This window comes from Wolbachia endosymbiont (group B) of Athalia cordata (genome assembly GCF_947251845.1).
In the GTDB taxonomy this organism is placed as follows: Bacteria; Pseudomonadota; Alphaproteobacteria; order Rickettsiales; family Anaplasmataceae; genus Wolbachia.
The window spans coordinates 943,673-960,850 of record NZ_OX366383.1 but is presented as its reverse complement, the minus strand read 5'-3'; the positions used below and the strand labels follow the sequence as shown (position 1 = coordinate 960,850).

Below are 17,178 nucleotides of genomic sequence, written 5' to 3'. Positions count from 1 at the left end.
GAGTTAAATAAAACAGAAATATTAAAAAATGTAAAAATAAGGAGTTTATATGGGTTTTTTTAATAAAAGTCAAAGTCTCACTCAGCAGGACATTAATTCTATTAGACGGGTATTTGGTTCTAATAAAACTAGCTTTGAATCTATAGAGACACTTTATGATTTATCAGGCCGTTTATCTGAGGTTAATAGCGAAGAATTTTTGAAATATATAAAAGGAAAATCACCGCAGGAAAGAGAGTTTTTGATTCGCTTAGCTGGAGAAAAAGGAGTAATCATTAAAGGGGAGGATAAAAATATATTATCAGAGTTGATTAATATTCAAAAAAACTCTGAAAAATTTTTAGAAAATTCTCAGACTTTTATTGAGCTATACCCTGTAACTGGTAATTCTTTAGACAAAGAATTTATGAAAAATAGTCTAAAAACTGGTGATAGAAATAGTGTGACCCCAGGGGTAGAAATAAATACTATACGAAAGAAAAGAGGAGCAGCTCAGAGTACCATCCTTATATGCCCCCCTTCTCCTATCCCTAGTATTCGGAGCCAAGAAGAGTTTAAAAACAATCCAGCTGCTTGGCTTGGTAAAAACTCGGTTAGTACTTTTGTGTCAGGATCTCTTGCACTTAGGGCAAAAGTTGATTTGAAAAATGGGGTTATATACCCCTTTAGTTTGACTAAAGTTGGTATAGACAAATATGTTTTATCTCCTAATACGAAGGATGTTAACGGTGTCAAGGGGTATTGGTTAGGGACTGGAGATAAAATTACTATCGATCCTCATCATGGTCCTAGTTTTATTTTCACAGGTGAGCTTCAAGGATGCTCAATTCATATAAAATACGACAAAACTACGAATAAAATGGAGGTTTTCCATCGTAATAGACAACACGTCTATCAGATTCATTTTGATGCCACAGGAAAACCTATAGATAGCTATGGCAACCCTATTAGTGAACTAGCCGGTGTTGAACAACTGTTAGATAAGAATGGCAACCATATAGAAGCAATACCCAACGGTTCACTCTCTCTAAATGATGGGGTGTTGGGTAAAGATGGTCGACCTATTACTACGATTAATGGCAAAAACATAGAAGAATTATTGAATGAAAATTTAGATAGGGGAACTGATGAGTTAAAACAGTTTTTAGATTACGATTTGAAAGGCGGTACAACTATAAGTTGGGAAGAATATACTGTAGGATTACCTAAGAATTATATTGCTATTAATGCCGCTAATCCTGATCTTCCTCCCATTTATACAACGCCTTTTTTATACCGACAAGATAACGGTAAGTGGGTTTTTATATCCCAGCAAATTAAATACACTCCTTGGGCTGCAGCGGGAAAAGACATCCCTAATTTTGAAGGAACCGGTAAGATTTTTACAAAGGAAATCGAGGGCATTCCTTTACCTCCTCGAGGAAGAAAAAGGCGATCAGCGCAAGCTCATTGTGTTATCACTTTAAAAGGGAGCAAGAAATCTAACATTGATAATGTAAGACTTTCTGATTTGTCAGTTGATAAAATTAAAAAAATAGATGGAGATATGTTATCTGATTATATTAGAAAATTCCCTGAACATGAACATCAGTTACTTGGAATTGTCTCTCAAGCAAGGGAAGCTGGTGTACCAGTTGTTACTGGTGAATCGTCTAGGAAAGCAATAGAGAAAGAGAAAGTTCAAAAAAGTGGTTCAGAAACGGGTTTAACCCATAGAAATACTGGATCAGATGCAAGAGAAGTACAGGTTAATGCTCACCCTCGTGAAAATTCTATCTCTAGAGAGAGAGTTCAAAAAAGTGGATCAGAAACGGGTTTAACCCATAGAAATACTGGATCAGATGCAAGAGAAGTACAGGTTAATGCTCACCCTCGTGAAAATTCTATCTCTAGAGAGAGAGTTCAAAAAAGTGGTTCAGAAACGGGTTTAACCCATAGAAATACTGGATCAGATGCAAGAGAAGTACAGGTTAATGCTCACCCTCGTGAAAATTCTATCTCTAGAGAGAGAGTTCAAAAAAGTGGATCAGAAACGGGTTTAACCCATAGAAATACTGGATCAGATGCAAGAGAAGTACAGGTTAATGCTCACCCTCGTGAAAATTCTATCCCTAGTAAAACAAAACGAGGATTCGCGGCTTCATTTGGTGCTGACCTTGCGGCAGGAATAGTTATGGAGGGTGTCAGGGAGATACCTGTGGTTGGTTGTCAGATAAAACATGCAAAGACTTATATAAAAGATCAGGGTCAAAATATTTTGGATACTGTTACATTCAAGAAAGCTCCATGGATTGGTATATTGGATTCGTTAAAAAATGGGTGGAATCTTGCTAAAAATACTTTTAAAAATATCAAAGAAGGCGGAAAGGGAGAAAATTGCAAAGATCCTAATAGCATAGAGGCCATGATGAATAAGCAACTTAATGCTATAGAAAACAATTCAAAAGGAATAGATAGGAATTATGATGCTATTAGAGAAAATTATGCTGAAATTAAGCACGTATCAAGTCAAGTAGATAGGAATTTTGATGCTATAGAGAGGAATTCAGAAGCTATAGGTGCTAACTATAATGCTATTAAAGAAAATTATGGTGCTATTAAGCAAAACTATGGTGCTATTAGAGATGTTGCAAATAAAGCAGATAGAAACTTTCATGGCATAGAAAATAATCTGAGGGCTATAGATAGAAATTATGAGGGCATTAAACAAAATTATGGTGAGATAAGAAAAGTTTCAGGGCAAGTTGACAGAAATTTTGATGCTATAGGTATAAACTACAATGCGATTAAGGATAATTATAGAGCTGTTAAACAAAACTATGGTGCTATTAGAGATGTTGCAGATAGAACAGATAGGAATTTCGGTGCTATTAGGGAAAATTATGACTTAATTAGAGAAAATTATGGTGCTATTAAGCAAAACTATGGTGCTATTAGAGATGTTGCAGATAGAACAGATAGGAATTTCGGTGCTATAGGTATAAATTATGGTGCTATTAAGAAAAATTATGACGCTCTTAGAGAGAATTATGGTGCTATTAGAGATGTTGCAGGTAGAACTGATAGGAATTTTGATGCTATAAAAGATAATTTGGAAGCAATAGGTACAAACTACAATGCTATAAAAGAAAATTATGGTGCTATTCAAAATGTCTCAAGACAGGTAGATAGAAATTTTGATGCTATAGAAAACAACTCAAGAGCGATAGGTATCAATTACGATGCTATAAAAGAAAATCATGGTGCCATTATGCAGAACTATGGTGCTATTAGAGATGTTGCAGGTAGGGCAGATAGGAATTTTGATGCTATAAAAGATAATTTGGAAGCAATAGGTACAAACTACAATGCTATAAAAGAAAACTATGGTGCTATTAGGGATGTTGCAGGTAGAACAGATAGGAATTTTGATGCTATAAAAGATAATTTGGAAGCAATAGGTACAAACTACAATGCTATAAAAGAAAACTATGGTGCTATTAAGCAGAATTATGGTGCTATTCAACATGTCTCAAGACAGGTAGATAGAAATTTTGATGCTATAGGTATAAATTATAATGCAATTAGAGAAAACTATGATGCTATTAAGCAGAACTACGGTGCCATTCAACATGTCTCTGGTCAAGTTGATAGGAATTTTGTTGCCATAGAGCGTAACTTTGACGTGCTTAGAATAAATAATGGTCTGATTCGAGTAGTTGATGGAAAAGTTGATAGAAATTACGGTGCAATTCAACATGTCTCTGGTCAGGTAGATAGAAATTTTGGTGCTATAGAGCGTAACTTTGACGTGCTTAGAATAAATAATGGTCTGATTCGAGTAGTTGATGGAAAAGTTGATAGAAATTACGGTGCAATTCAACATGTCTCTGGTCAGGTAGATAGAAATTTTGGTGCTATAAAAGATAACTTGAAGGGAATAATTGTAAATTATCATGCAATCAGGGAAAATCTTGGTGCAATTAAAAATGTTGAAAATAAGGTAGATAGAAACCTTTATCTTTTAAGTTATGGTCTGGATAAAAATTATGGTGCTATCAGAGAAGTCGAAAATAAAGTAGACCGAAATTATGGTGCCATAATGGAGATTGAAGATAAGGTAGATAGAAATTATGTTGGGCTTAGGAAAGTTGAAGGTAAGGTAGATAGGAATCTTTACCTTTTGAGTTATGGATTAGATAAAAATTATAATGCTATTAAAGGAGTTGAAAGCAAAGTAGATAGAAATTTTTACTTTTTAGGTTATGGATTAGATAGAAATTATGATGGAATTAAACAGGTTGAAAGTAAGGTAGATAGGAATCTTTATGTTCTAAGGTACGGCTTGGACAGAAACTATGATGGAATTAAACAGGTTGAAAGTAAGGTAGATAGGAATCTTTATGTTTTAGGCTATGGCTTAAATAGGAACCTTAATATTCTAGGACACGGCTTGGATAGAAATTTTGATTCCATAAGGCAAAATTTCCAAGAAATAAATAGAAATTATCAAGCAATTAAGCAGGTTGAAGATAAGGTAGATAGAAACCTTTTAGCAATGTTAGAAGGATTTAAATTTCTAGAAAGTAAAGTTGACGAAACAAGAAATGAGATAAAGGAAGGCTTTAAAAAACTACGTGAATTTGTCAAGACATCTAAAATAGAAAATGTAGCTTCAAAAATAATTACATTTATTGATTACTTTATAACAGAGAAAGATTTAATTAGACAGTTTAACAAGGACCAGCTTGTGATTAAACTTGAAGCTAGGAACAGTATATTACATCGGTTACAAGATACTCTTACTTTACAATCATCAAGTACTCTGCATGTAAGTTTAAATGATATCATTAACCAAAGGTTTGCTATTCCGGAAGATGCATATGATGAAATAGCGTTTACTACCCTTGACTTACTTTATTCTGGAACACAAGCTTATGTTTCTGTAATGTCTTTTCTTGTTCAAGGCTATGGTTATCTTGCTGATTACTATTATCAGAAGAATGATATAGAAAAGTACAATTATTATCTTTCTTTGCTTTCAATAACTTCTAAGGACTTTGTAAATTCATTAAGTGCTAGTAGTGGACTATTGGATAAGGTAACTAGTATACTTGATGAAGTTCAACAGTTACATTTTATACAGGAAGAGAGAGAAGATATAGTAGAGGTTTTGTCAGAGAGAAAGGATGTTATAAATCTAGTTAGATCTGAACTTAATGATATCAAGAATTTACCTGAGAATAGACCAACGATACAAATAGGTTATAACTTTTTAAAATCAAATATAAGTACACCTATTGTAGAATGGGAAGATGGGAAGAGAGTTAGCTATGCAGTACATTTCAAAGATCAAAGTACTTACTCTCAAGTTAGTGATTGGTCTATACCATATACGGTACATGGTAAGGCAAATCCGTTTCTTAATATAGGTATTGATTTGCAAGGAAGAGAACGTCTTATCTTTAGGAAATTTGGTAACAGTAGTCCAGAGTTAGTTGGTATAATCACAGATAGTAATCAACAAGAGTTTAGAGATATTAATCATGATCTTTATAATGCTGTAATGCGACCAAATGAACAAATAGCTATAAATGAAATAGATCTTCTAATGAAAGGTGGTGCTGATATAAATACTGAATATCAAGATGGAAAATACATAATGCATGCCGCCGCAGAATCAGGCAATTCTAATATTACTTTAGCTTTGATAAAGAACGGAGCTGATATTAATGCAAGGGATATAGATGGACGTACACCACTTTATATCGCTTCTGAACTTGGGCATAAGAACCTTATCAAAGATTTAATAGCAAATGGTGCTGATGTAAATGCAGACACTTATTTAAGTTGGACTCCTTTACATGCTGCTGTTCATAAGGGTAATGAAGATGTTGTTAGAATATTAATGCAAAATGAAGCTGTTGTAAATTCTACAACTCAAGAAGGATTTACTCCGTTACATTTTGCCTGTTCTTCTGGTAAAGATGCGATAATTGATCTTTTACTTCTAGATAATAAAGTTAATATTAATTCAAGTTCTGATCAAGGACTAACTCCTTTACATCTAGCTGCAATTGGTGAATATGATTCTGCTGTGGAGTTATTACTCAGAAATAGCACGATTAATGTAAATGCTAAGGTTAAAGGTGAGCTTACACCTCTCCATTTTGCATCTTCATCTGGAAATTTAGGGATAGTTAAACTTTTAATTTTACAGGATACGATAAACGTTAATGAACAATCTGCTGATGGATGGCTTCCATTACATCTTGCAATTCTTTTTGAAAAGGAAAATGTAGCCCTTGAGCTATTAAAAATTGAGGGGATTAAGGTAAATTTAAAAGGAAAAGTTGGTTTAACTCCACTTCACCTTGCAGCTATGAAAGGTCAAAATAGTGTTGTATCAAGTTTACTTGATAAGCAAGCGCTGGTTGAAGAGCGTGATCAGTATAATTCTACACCTCTTCACTTTGCTGCTGAGAAAGGAAATTTAGAGATAGTACAAACTCTCATTAACAAGGCTAATGCTAGTTTCAACGCTAAGCAACAAGATGGTTATACACCTTTAGCTCTTGCTGCTCTCAATAATAAGTTAGATATAGTAGAGTTTCTTGCTGATAAGGGTGCAACCGTTAATACTAAAAATAAAGCTGGTATTTCTCCTATAGATTTTGCTGCTTGGAAAGGCAATTTAGAAATGGTTAAACTGCTTGAACAAAAGGGCTCTGACCTAAGTAGTGTATTATATTGGGCTGCATATGGTGGTCATTTGGATATAGTTAGCTATTTAATAGAAATAAAAGGTCTTAACCTAAATACAAAAGATAACGATGGTAAAACTCCAATACACGATGCAGCAAAACAAGGTCACTTTAGTGTAGTTAAGTACTTAATTGAGAAAGGAGTAGATTCTAATACTAGGGATAATCGTGGAAACACCATCATACATTTTGCTGCTTATAGTGGTAATTTAGAAATGATAAGGTACCTTGCAGAAAATGGAGTTGATGTAAAAGCCACTAATAACTACAATACTACTTCTCTTCATTTGGCTAGTTTGAATGGGCATTTGAATGTAATAAGATATCTTGTAGAAGAAAGAGGTGCAGAACTCAATGCAAAAAATAACGGTGGAGATACTGCTATGCACTTTGCAGCCTCAAATGGCTACTTACGTATAACTAAATATCTGCAAGGAAAAGGAGCGAATGTTAACCTTTCTAATCAAGTTGGTTGGACCCCTACACTAGAGGCGGCATATAGAGGAAAATGGTTTATTGTAAAATTTCTTGCAAATCAGGGTGCAAATATCGAGAAAATCAATGTACATGGTAACTCTGCTCTACACTTTGCAGCCCGAGATGGTAAAATAGATATGGTAAGCTTACTTATAAAAAATCAGTCTAATGTTAATGCTATTGATCAGGATGGGTATTCACCTGCATTCTGGGCTGCTAGATATGGTCATTTGGAGATAGTGAAGCTTCTTGTAGATCAAAAAGGTGCAAATTATAAAATTGCCGATAAATCTGGTATGTCTTTCTTACATACAGCTGTCCTGTCGGGCAACTTAGATTTAGTAAAATATCTTGTAGAGGAAAAAGGAGTGAATGTTAATGTGCCTGATAACAGTTTTCATACCAGTACACCTCTACATCTTGCTGCTAACAACTTTGAGATAGCAAAATACTTGATAGAAAAGGGTGCTGGGATAAACACTGTTGACGAAAATAATGCTACACCTTTGTTAAAAGCTGCTAATCAAAAGAGCTGGAATGTAGTTAGTTATTTAATAGAAAAAGCTGCAAATGTAAATCTAGCTGATAAAGAAAATAATACTCCTATTCATGAAGCTGTTAAAAGTGGTGTTTTAGATATTGTAAAATTTTTGATAGAGAAAGGTGCTAACGTTAATGTAAAAAACAATTATGGTTATACACCTCTACATCTTGCAACTTTAAATAGTCACTTTGATGTGCTCGTGTATCTTGTAGATGAGAAGGGTGGTGACTTTAATATCAAAGATAATTATGGTAATACTCCTTTACACTACGCTGCTTTGATTGGTGACTTAAGCATAGTCAAATATCTTGTAGGAAAAGGGTCGGATTTTAACATTAAGAATAATGAAGGCAAAACTCCTTATACTTTAACTAGTAGCCTAAATGTAGCAAAATATTTTATAGATGAAAAAAATGTTGGTTACAGTACCAATATATTTAATGCCGTTAAACACAACAATTTAGGTATATTAAAGTATTTAGTAGAGAGACAAAGTGCCAGCTCTAATGTAGTAGATGATAGAGGTAAAACTCTTTTGCACTACGCTGCAGAAATGGGCTACTTAGATATTATAAAGTACCTGATTGGGGAAAAACACGTGGATGCTGGTAAAAAGGATAATTTTGGTAATTCTGCTTTGCATTATGCAGCTTTGAATGGTCATTTAAATATAATAAAGTACCTAGATGAAATGAATACGGATAAGGAAGTTCTGAGCTATAGTACTAATATATTTGATGCTGCGGGAAAAGGTTATCTAGGTATAGTAAAATACCTTATAGAAGAAAAAAGTGCTGATTTTAAGTCAAGCGATAGTAAAGGAAAAACTCCTTTGGAGTACGCTGCCATAAATGGACATTTAAGCATAATTAAATACCTAATAGAAGAAAAAGGAGTGGGGTATAATGGTGATATATTCAATGCTGCTGAAAAGGGTTATATAGGTCTTATAAAGTACTTTATAGAGGAAAAGGGTAATGATGTGAACTCTAAAGACAGTTTAGGTTGGACTCCATTGCATAGAGCTGCTTATAACGGTCGCTTAAATATAGTTAAATATCTTGTAGATGAAAAGCATGCTAATGTTAATGCTAAGAACAATGTTAATTTTGCACCATTACATGCAGCTGCAGAAAAAGGTCACCTAGATATATTGAAGTATCTGATAAGTAAAGGTGTTGATGTTAATTTGAAGGCTGGCAATGGATATACTGCGCTAGATTATGCTGCTGTAAATGGCCATTCGAACATAACTAAGTATCTAATAGAAGAAAAAGGTGTAAGTTATAATGTGTTTGATGCAGTTAAAAGTGGATACTTAGATGCAGTAAAATATTTTATAGAAGATAAAAACGTTGATGTTAACGTAAAGGACAGCGATGGTAAAACGGCTTTGAATTTAGCAGCTTCTTTAGGTAAGTTGGATATACTAAAATATCTTCATAGTAAGAATGCTAGTTTGACAGCTGTTGATAATAAAGGTGATGGGCCTTTACATTCTGCTGCATTAAATGGTCATTTAGATATAGTCCGGTATCTTTTAGAGAAAGGGGTTGATATAAATATTAAAACTAGTGATAGTTATCATTATACGCCTTTGCATTGGGCTGCCCAAAACGGTAAGTTGGAGATAATAAAGTATCTTTTAGAGAGAGGAGCGGATTCTAATGCCAAGGATAATTATGGGTATACACCCCTACATCGTGCTGCTTTTTCAGGTAAATTAGAGGTAGTAGAATACCTTATAGGAAAAGGTGCGAGTACTAATATTAAGAATAATAATGGAAAAACGCCATTAGATATCGCAAGAGAAAAAGGTTACCTAGGCATAATAGAATATATTACAAAAATAGAGGTTATAAATGTTAATAATATATTTCAAGCCGTTAAAAATGGTGATCTAGAAAAGGTAAAATACCTAGTAGAGCATGGAGTTGACATTAATGTTAAAAATAATGAAGGCAAAACACTTTTGCATTATGCAGCTTCGAATAAATATTTGCATATAGTTAAATATCTAGCTAACGATAAAAATGTTGATGTAGATGTCAGGGATAGTTCAAACAATACTCCTTTACATGAATCTGCTTATTATGATGCCTTAGAAGTAGTAAAATTTTTTATTGGGGAAAAGCATGCTAATACTAATTCTCGAGATATTAACAACGAAACACCTCTTCATAAAGCAGCATGGAATGGCAATTTGGATGTTGTAAGGTACCTGATAGAAGAAGGAGCTACTATTGATTCCAAAGATAAGAACGGTAAAACACCTTTACAAACAGCTGAGGCAAATGGTAAGCAAAATGTAGCACAATATCTTATGTCAGAGATGCAACGTTATTCTAGCCGTAATATCTTTGATGCTGCTAAAAATGGTGATCTAGGAACAGTAAGATATTTAATAGAAAATGGTACTTCAGCTGATGTTAAAAATGATAAAGGAGAAACACCATTACACTATGCTGCTTTAAATGGTCACTTAAATATGGTTAGGTATCTTATAGATAACAAACATGTCAGTATTAATGATAAGGACTACTATAACCATACCTCTTTGCATTTTGCTGCTTTAAATGGTCACTTAAATGTAGTAAGGTATCTTGTAGATGAAAAAAATGCTGATTTTAATGTGAAGAATGGCAATGATGATACTCCTTTGCATAAAGCAGCAGAGAATGGATACCTAGATGTGGTAAAATACCTCATAGGTAAAAAACATGGAGATTTTAATGTAAGAAATAAACAACTTGAAACACCTCTACATAGGGCTGCTTGGGCTGGTAGGTTAGATGTAATCAAATATCTTGTAGATGAAAAGCATGCTGATATTAATGTCAAAGATAAGAGAGGTTTTACTCTGTTAGACTATGCTAGCTGGAATAATGGATTCAATGATAAATCAGAGATGGTTAGCTACCTTGAATCAAAAGGTGGACGTCATCGTACTCGTCGCAGTATTGTGCGTGGGGGAATCCCAGAGCATTCTAGTATCTCAAGTAACCCTTCAGGAGATCATAAAATAAAGGATGAAGTACTTTTTAATATCCAAAACTATTCAATGGATCAACCTGAAATAGCAGCAAGTAGTGGTACAAGACCATCTTCATGGATAAACGATTTATCTGGTTGGGCAAGAAGCTTTGTGGGTGGATTGTTAAGTTCTAAACCTGAAAGTACTAAAGGTCCAATCTCACAAGTAGATGCAAGAGTGGATGTAAATGGTACGATAATGTTACTTGACATACTCATTAGAAAAGTTATAGGTCGGAAATATATTTCTACAGTAGATCAGTCTATATCTCAACTAGAAGCACAGGGCTATGCGCTCAATATTACAAAGGGATTTGAGAAAGTAGTAGAGCAAGCTGGATTAAAAAGTGGTGTATCAATACATCGATTAAATATTGATTATATGGGAATGCAAAAAGAGATTACTAGAAAAGTCATGAGTGGTAAATTTGATGAGGTTTCAGGGATTTTAAGCTCATATGTAGAGAAAGCGTTACCTGGTAGAGAAGCAGGATACCCTGGTAAATTAAGCGAGAAAAGGTTTAATGAGTTTATGATTAAATTTAATAAGGGGCTAGATGTGACATTAAATCAATCAATAGAGCAGATATTACACAACGGAGATGATAGATTAGAAGTTGATGGTGCAAAACAAATGAGTTTAGAACCTCAAAGTTATTTAAGTAATGCTTCAGTCCAAGGTCATTTGACTCAGAATAAGGTTAAATTAATTTCTTAATATCATCTAAAGAAAGGCCGGTTATTTCAGCGATAACATCAATAGATACACCGGCCTTAAGTGAGTTTTTTGCAACTTCAATATCCCTTTCTTTTCTGCCTTCCACTTTGCCTTTTTGATGGCCGATGAGGATGCCTTCTTGTCTACCTTCTAGTTTAGCATCATCGAGTTTTTGAGCAAGGACAGCCTGTTCATCACGAATACGCTTGATCTCCTGTTCATAGGCAATAAATTCTTTTTCTGACCAGTTGAATCTATTTAGTTCTTCATATGCTCTTTTAATTATTAGATCACTTCCTATTATTCTCTCTAGCTCTTCTTCACTAGTTTCATCTGCATATCTAAAGAAGTAGACCCATTTTTCAACTATACTTGAAAGCTGATCTTCTTTTGTTTTTGGAAATTTAGGCAACTCAATAAATATAAAGTAAAAATCTTTTAGATCATGTTCATTAGTATCTTCATCGCGAATGGTATGCTTTGACTTATACTCAGACTTATCAGGAAACAGTATACAATCTGCTATAGCAATAAAGATAATTTCCTTAAGGTCATGGTATTGATCACCTTTATCAGCCTGCCTTGAGTAAGCTTTAGCAGCATAGTATTGTGCACGTTTTTCAAAGCCTTTGGTTTTAGCGACCTGCATTTCGACTATCACTTGTAGCCCATTTTCATCTCTACAAAGAACATCGACAATGCTTTGTTTTTTGGAGGCAATCTCAGGGTCTTGAATAGTACTTAAAAACTCTATATCCTTTATTGCACTTTTACCAGTGAAGCCAAGAATATCATTAAGAAAGTGAATAAGAATATCTTTATTTTTTTCAGTACCAAGTGCGTCCAGAGAAGGCGAGTATTGTTCAGTAGGAAATAGACCTACCAGGATAAAAGTCGGAATCCTGTAGCTTGGGTAGCAGCATAAAGGGAAACCAAAATGTTGAAGCCTACCGACAACATTATCGTAGGATAATGGCGAATTACCAGGCCGTAGCGAAAGCGAATGCACAGATTGCCTCGAAAGGAATATTCTGAAGGTCGAGCCATCTTGGTACTGGCGAAGACAGAATAGACCAGACGAAAAACGAATGAAACGATTGGTCTACTTCAGCGGGGTGTTAGTAACAGCATGGCAATGAGGACATACAAAGCAACTGGAGAAGCCCTCCTCATCCCAAGGAGAAACACCTTGGAGAGGTAGGTTCTATAACTGGAAAACAGGAAGTGAACTGAAGATGAGAGGGTGACGGATGGGTGCGTAGTAGTGAAGAAGTGAGGTAACGCTCATGGAGCAAAGGCACCCTACTAGCAGGGATCTTTTAACAAAAGGAAGGTAAAGGTAAAAATGACAAAAATGCCGATAAAATTACAAGACCTGAGAAGAAAGATATACACCAAAGCGAAGGCAGAACCGGAATGGCGATTCTGGGGAATCCATGTTCATGTCTGTAAAATGGAGACACTGGAGGAAGCTTACAAACTAACGAAGAGGAGTAATGGGGCACCAGGGATTGATGGGGTGACATTCGAATCGATAGAGACAGAGGGCTCAAGAAAGTATCTTCAACGAATAAGACACGAATTAATAACCAAGACCTATAGCCCAAATAGGAACCGGAGAAAGGAAATACCAAAATCTGGAGAAAAATTCAGAACGTTGAACATACCCTGCATCCGGGATAGAATAGTGCAAACAGCACTGAAGCTAATACTTGAACCGATATTCGAATCAGACTTCCAAAAAGGATCATACGGGTATAGACCTAAGCGTAATGCGCATGAAGCAGTACAAAAAGTAACGGAAGCAGCAATCAAAGGCAATACAAAAGTAATTGACGTAGATCTAAAATCCTACTTTGACAGTGTGCGACATCATATTCTGATGGAAAAGATTGCCAAAAGAATAAATGACAAAGAAATCATGCGCATGATTAAGCTAATCCTCAAAATAGGAGGAAAACGAGGAATGGCACAAGGATCACCACTTTCACCACTACTAAGCAATATATACCTAAATGAGGTAGATAAAATGTTGGAGAAAGCAAAAGAGGTGACCAAAGAAGGAAAGTACCAACGTATGGAATATGCCAGATGGGCAGATGATTTGGTGATACTGATCAGAGAATACCCGAAACGGGAATGGCTAGAAAGAGCAGTATACAGAAGGTTGGAAGAAGAATTAGCAAAACTAGAAGTGAGAGTAAATGAAGAAAAGACAAAAGTCATTAACCTAAAGAAAGGAGAAACATTTAGCTTCCTAGGGTTTGATTTTCAAGAGAATATCACAAAACAAGGAAAGTGGAATGTCAGGAAAACACCGCAGATGAAAGCACGAACAAACCTGCTACGCAAGTTGAAGGAAATATTTCGGCGCCATAAATCGCAACCGATAAAAAGAGTGATAAATGACATCAATCCGATATTGAGAGGGTGGGTAAACTACTTTAGGATAGGAAACTCTAGTCGAAAGTTCAGTTACGTAAAACACTGGGTGGAAAAGAAGGTAAGACGCAATTTAATGCGAGCCAGGAAAGCAAAGAAAGGGTTTGGTTGGAAGAAATGGAGTAGCGAATGGATATACAAAACGCTGGGTCTATATTCAGACTACAGAATAAGGTATTACAGACCGAAAGCATCACCAACACAATATGTGATAAACTTTGGTAAAGAACTTGCTAGGAAAGCGTAGTGCGGGAAAACCGCATGCTGCGTTTGACGAGGCGGGAGCTGGAAACGTTAACATGGGAATTTGGATTGAGGCCCAGGATGAAAATAATGGATCAGCCACCAAACCCTAAAGAGGCGCGCCAGTTCTCGACCCTACAGATGCGCTTGAACGATATATCATTCTTAGGATCGAGAAACTTGGAAAGAGCCATGAGAAAGTAAGATAAAAAGCATTCATAATTATACACAATTGTGAAGAAATATTCAACGTTTTTGTGCTAAAGTCTATTAAAGTTAGCTAAATTTCAAGAGTTGGCAAAAAACTACCTTCATAGATGACCATAGAATGCTACTGCGCACCTTAGCTGTTTATTTTATCATCTTTTACAACTCCCTCCATAAACCCCAGCAAATGAATTCATGAGCTATAAAGAGCTTTAAAAACACTTATTTTGGGTGTGAGAGATTAACCTCCTAATAAAAATACAAGCCCAAAAGCTCAATTACAATTTACCTAATATCGTGAGGACAGGTTCATTAATCTCCCACACCTTTACAGGATAAAGATCTTGAAACTTAGTGTCAACATTTCAGTAGCAAATTTATGTTAAATCTATATCCTGTCAATATGGACAAAAAGAAGGTTATAATATATACAGATGGAGCTTGTTCTGGAAACCCTGGTCCCGGTGGATGGGCAGCCGTGGTAATGTATGAAAATAAAAGTGTCTTTATCAAAAAACGTATCTCTGGAGGTGAAGAAAACACAACAAATAACAAGATGGAGCTAAAGGCTGTAATTAATGGACTAAAGATGTTAAAAATTTCCTGCAAAGTTATTGTACACACTGATAGTCAGTATATTAAACAAGGTATAACAGAGTGGATCAACAAGTGGAAAACAAATGGTTGGAAGACAGCCGATAAAAAGCCAGTGAAGAACAGAGAATTATGGCAGGAACTAGATGAAGTTGCTTTGCAGCATGATATTAATTGGAAGTGGGTTAGAGCTCACAACGGTAATATGTACAATGAGGAGGCAGATAGACTTGCTAGAAAGGAATCTAAAAATCTAAAATATAGAGATTGTGAGGTCAAGAAATCACCAAAAAATAGAGGGAACTCTAAGTTTCATAGATTGGGTGGAGTATTATGGCAATAATTCTTTTAGATACAAAAACAATAAATCGTATAGCAGCAGGTGAAGTAATCGAAAGGCCAGCAAGTGTAGTAAAGGAATTAGTAGAAAATGCAATAGATGCTGGAAGTTCAGAAATAGAGATCAAAATAGAAAGTGGTGGGCGTAACCTTATCACTGTGACAGATAATGGAAATGGAATAGAAAAGGAAGATTTGGAACTTGCGTTTATGCGCCACGCTACTTCAAAATTAAGCGATGGTGAATTAATAGAGATCAGACATCTTGGCTTTAGAGGAGAGGCTCTGCCTTCAATTGCAGCAGTAAGCAGAATGAAATTATCATCCAAGGCAAGTGGAGCAAAGGAAGCATGGTCTATAAGATATGAGGGAGGAGAAAAAGTAAGAGAGATTACCCCTTGTTCTTTGTTGCAAGGTACATATATTGAAGTTTGTGACTTATTTTTTGCTACACCAAATAGACTAAAGTTTCTAAAAATCGAAAGGGCAGAAACACAAAGTATTGTTGATATTGTGAATAACTTAGCGATGATTAATTATAGTATTGGGTTTACTCTCACTTCTGGTAATAAAAAGCTCTTAAAATATGTTAAGCAAACTTCGCTGTTCAACAGATTATGTGAAATAGAAGAAGAATTTCAAAGCAATTCACTGGAAGTTAAAGAGGAAGAAGAAGGCATCAAACTTAAGGGACACATCTGTAAACCTAATGTCAATCGTGGCAACTCAACTCAGATTTATACGTTTGTTAATGGAAGGCCAATAAAAGACAATCTACTTGTTGGTGCAATTAGATATGCGTATCACGATTTTATTCCAAACAATAGGTATCCTTTTGCAGTGTTGCATTTAGAAGTACCATATGACCAAGTAGATGTAAATGTGCATCCAAATAAATCGGAAGTAAGATTTCAGAATAAAAGGCTAATATATGAAATAGTGAGAAGAGGGATAATAAAAACACTATCAACGAGATTTGCAGCGGGTGATCAAGGTATTGAAGAGGAGCTAATTTTTAATGATAGTAAAAGCCAAGAGCAGGTTGATAGTCAAGAGAAAAAAGATCAAAAAGAGTTTTATGAAAAGAGACCAAGTCTTTTAGAAAATCGTCTAATGAAAGAATTCAATGCACCAGATGAAAGAAGGCAAAGCTTACCAGAAACTTTTAAGTATGGAGAATCCCCAGCCCAAAAGGGAACGATGGTTTTAGAAAGGAAGCAAATTGATTTGGTAGAGGATCATCCCCTAGGATATGCACGTTGTCAGGTCCACAATACTTACATTATTGCTGAGGCTGGAGATAGGCTGATTATAGTAGATCAACATGCAGCCTATGAGAGGTTGATATACGAGTGCTTAAAGCAAAAATCAAGCATAAAAAGACAAAAACTTCTTCCTGAAACAGTTGAAATTAAAAACCAAGCTGTAATGGGGATGGTTAAAACTTATAAAGATGAGCTTTTTGAAATGGGTTTTGATATTGAAATACAATCAGAAGATAAAGTAACGATAAAAGAAATACCTGCAATCTTGGGAACAATAGATATAAAAGAGATGCTAGTTGATATAGTAGATAAGTTAATGGAAATGGAAGATACGTTGCCAATAGAGGATAAGGTGAATAAAATATCAGCCACAATCGCTTGCCATGGAGCAGGAAGAAAAATGAAATTGGAAGAGATGAATGAGATACTAAGACAAATTGAGAAAACTCCATATCCTGGTCATGAAAGACCAACGTATATAGAAATGAAACTAAGTGATATAGAAAAATTGTTTGAAAGGAGATGAGTTCAGTTTGTCAAAAAGGTTCCCAATTAAGTATACGTAACAGCTCT

General features: G+C 35.1%; 5 protein-coding genes. 4 read left to right on the top strand and 1 reads right to left on the bottom strand.

Annotated features, from left to right (window positions below; genetic code table 11):
* Window positions 1-49 precede the first annotated feature (49 nt).
* On the top strand, window positions 50-11,515 hold the full coding sequence (locus OPR30_RS04350; protein WP_265030489.1) for an ankyrin repeat domain-containing protein: 11,466 nt from the start codon (window positions 50-52) through the stop codon (window positions 11,513-11,515).
* Here the strand turns inward: OPR30_RS04350 and OPR30_RS04345 are convergent.
* Entirely contained in the window at window positions 11,499-12,404 is a 906-nt protein-coding gene (locus OPR30_RS04345; protein ID WP_265031122.1) for an Rpn family recombination-promoting nuclease/putative transposase, read from the bottom strand. The two genes, OPR30_RS04350 and OPR30_RS04345, sit on opposite strands and share 17 nt — an antisense overlap.
* Window positions 12,405-12,860: 456 nt before the next feature.
* On the opposite strand from OPR30_RS04345, the gene ltrA reads away from it, so the two are divergent.
* The 3 genes from ltrA to mutL all read left to right on the top strand — a co-directional run bounded on the left by ltrA (window position 12,861) and on the right by mutL (window position 17,131).
* Window positions 12,861-14,204, top strand: a complete 1,344-nt coding sequence (gene ltrA, locus OPR30_RS04340; protein ID WP_007302360.1) for a group II intron reverse transcriptase/maturase — start codon at window positions 12,861-12,863, stop codon at window positions 14,202-14,204.
* 606 nt (window positions 14,205-14,810) lie between these two features.
* Window positions 14,811-15,344 (top strand): ribonuclease HI, encoded by a 534-nt coding sequence (rnhA, locus tag OPR30_RS04335; RefSeq protein WP_012481786.1) that lies wholly within the window; start codon window positions 14,811-14,813, stop codon window positions 15,342-15,344.
* Complete coding sequence (gene mutL / locus OPR30_RS04330; RefSeq protein ID WP_265030488.1) at window positions 15,335-17,131, top strand: DNA mismatch repair endonuclease MutL; 1,797 nt, start codon at window positions 15,335-15,337, stop codon at window positions 17,129-17,131. Before rnhA ends, mutL begins: the two co-directional genes overlap by 10 nt.
* Window positions 17,132-17,178 lie beyond the last annotated feature (47 nt).

Excerpts from the sequence above, each read along its gene's own strand:
- mutL (WP_265030488.1), top strand. The coding sequence starts at position 15,335 with ATGGCAATAATTCTTTTAGATACAAAAACAATAAATCGTATAGCAGCA.
- ltrA (WP_007302360.1), top strand. The coding sequence starts at position 12,861 with ATGACAAAAATGCCGATAAAATTACAAGACCTGAGAAGAAAGATATAC.
- rnhA (WP_012481786.1), top strand. The coding sequence starts at position 14,811 with ATGGACAAAAAGAAGGTTATAATATATACAGATGGAGCTTGTTCTGGA.
- OPR30_RS04350 (WP_265030489.1), top strand. The coding sequence starts at position 50 with ATGGGTTTTTTTAATAAAAGTCAAAGTCTCACTCAGCAGGACATTAAT.